Genomic DNA, 2199 nt, shown 5'->3' with positions numbered 1-2199 from the left:
TTCACCGCCAGGTCCGAGCGCACGCCCGAGATCAGCTCGTTGAACCGCATCTGGATCGGCTGGGTGATCTCGTAGGCCGAGCCGATCTGGCCGGCGGCCGCCTGCTCGATCTTCTCGACCACCTCGGCTTTCTTCAGGCCGCGGTCGGGCCAGTCCCGCGTCGGTTTCAGCACCACGTAGGTGTCGCTGATCGACGGCGGCATCGGGTCGGTGGAGATCTCGGCCGTCCCGGTCTTGGAGAACACGAAGGCCACTTCCGGAACCTTCAGCAGCGCCTTCTCCAGCCGCCCCTGCATCTCGATCGACTGCTCGAGCGAGGCGCTGGGCGTGCGCAGGGCCTGAACCAGTACGTCCTTCTCATCGAGGGTGGGCATGAACTCCCGCCCCAGCGACAGGAAGGTCAGCAGCCCGACCAGCACCGCGCCGGCCGCGCCCAGCCCGACCACCAGCGGCCGATCGACCGCCCAGCGGGTGGCGGGCTCGACCAGCCGCCGCGCCAGGCTCTCGATCTTGGTCTCCTGGTGCGCCGTCCTGGGCGCCTTCACCAGCAGCGCCGTCATCGCCGGCACGAAGGTGAAGGTCAGGACGAAGGCGCCGGCCAGGGCCAGCATCACCGTCGCCGCCATCGGCTGGAACATCTTGCCCTCGACGCCCTCTAGCGCCAGCAGCGGGGCGTAGACCAGCAGGATCACCGCCTGGCCGAAGGCGGCGGGCTTGGCCATCTTCGCGGCGGCGCCGGCGGCTTCCTGCAGCCGCTCGGCCAGGGTCAGGTCGCGGCCTTCGAGCAAGCGCCGCGCGCCCATGCGGGTCAGGGTGCTCTCGACCACCACCACGGCCCCGTCGACCAGCAGGCCGAAGTCCAGCGCCCCCAGGCTCATCAGGTTTCCGCTGACCCCGAAGCGGTTCATGCCGATCACCCCGACCAGGAAGGCCAGCGGGATGACCAGGGCGGTGATGATCGCCGCCCGCACGTTGCCCAGCAGCAGGAACAGCACCACCACGACCAGCAGGGCGCCCTCGGCCAGGTTCCTGCGCACGGTGGCGATGGTGCGGTCGACCAGATCGGTGCGGTCCAGCACCGTCTTGACCGCCACGCCGGGCGGCAGAGACGGGGCGATGGCCTTCAGCCGCTCGCCGACCGCCTTGGCGACCGTTCGGCTGTTCTCGCCGGCCCGCATCAGGGCCGTGCCGATCACCACCTCCTCGCCGTTCTCCTGCGCCGCGCCCAGGCGCGCGGCCTGGCCGATCTCGACCGCCGCGACGTCGGCGACGCGCACCACCAGGCCGCCCCGGCTGGTCACCGGCGCCGAGGCCAGGTCGGCCAGCGAAGTCACCCGCGCGTCGGCCCGCACCACGAAGGCCTCGCCGCCGCGCGAGACATAGCCGGCGCCCGCCACGGTGTTGGCGTGCTCGACCGCCTCGACCAGTTCGTTCAGGCCCACGCCATAGGCCGCCAGCCGCGCCGGATCGGGCCGCACCGCATATTCCTTGACGTAGCCGCCGATGGCGTCGACCCCGGCGAGGCCCCTGGTCGTGCGCAGCTGCGGCGTCACGATCCAGTCCTGCACGGTGCGCAGATAGGTGGCCTTGTCCTTCTCCGAGACCAGCCGCTCGCCCTCTGGCGTCAGGTAGCCGCCGTCGGGCTGGGGACCGGGAACGCCGGCGCGCGGCGACTTCACCGGTCGGTACTCGACCGTCCACATCATCACCTCGCCCAGGCCCGTGGTCACCGGGGCGATGGCGGGCTTGGCGTCGGCCGGCAGGTCGCCGCGCACCGCTTCCAGCCGCTCGGCCACCTGCTGGCGGGCGAAATAGATGTCGACGCCTTCCTCGAAGACGGCGGTGATCTGGCTGAAGCCGTTGCGCGAGATCGAGCGGGTCTCGATCAGGCCCGGTACGCCGCCCAGGCCCGTCTCGACCGGCGTCGTCACCCGCTGCTCTATCTCCTCGGGCGACAGGGCCGGGGCGACCGTCGTCACCTGCACCTGCTTGTTGGTGATGTCTGGCGTGGCGTCGATCGGCAGCTTGAACAGCTCCGCGACCCCGAACGCGGCGACGGCGAGGGTCGCGGCCACCACGGCGAAGCGGTGGCGGACCGAAAAGGCTACGAGTTTGCTCAGCATGGCTCAGTGATCCCCATGCCCGGCTTCGCCCTTGGCCAGTTCGGCCTTCAGCACGAAGGCGCCGCGGCCGGCGACC

Annotated in this window: 1 protein-coding gene; it reads right to left on the bottom strand. The window is 71.1% G+C overall.

The genetic code is table 11. The features are described 5' to 3' along the window. A partial coding sequence (locus DMC18_RS24975; RefSeq protein WP_110133418.1) for an efflux RND transporter permease subunit occupies positions 1 to 2123 on the bottom strand: 2123 nt, incomplete at its 3' end. Positions 2124 to 2199: the final 76 nt, after the last annotated feature.

Origin of the sequence: Caulobacter sp. D5 (assembly GCF_003185805.1) — a bacterium.
Classification (GTDB): domain Bacteria; phylum Pseudomonadota; class Alphaproteobacteria; order Caulobacterales; family Caulobacteraceae; genus Caulobacter.
Note: the sequence above shows the minus strand (reverse complement) of the source record. Positions and strands in the feature narration are given on the sequence as shown.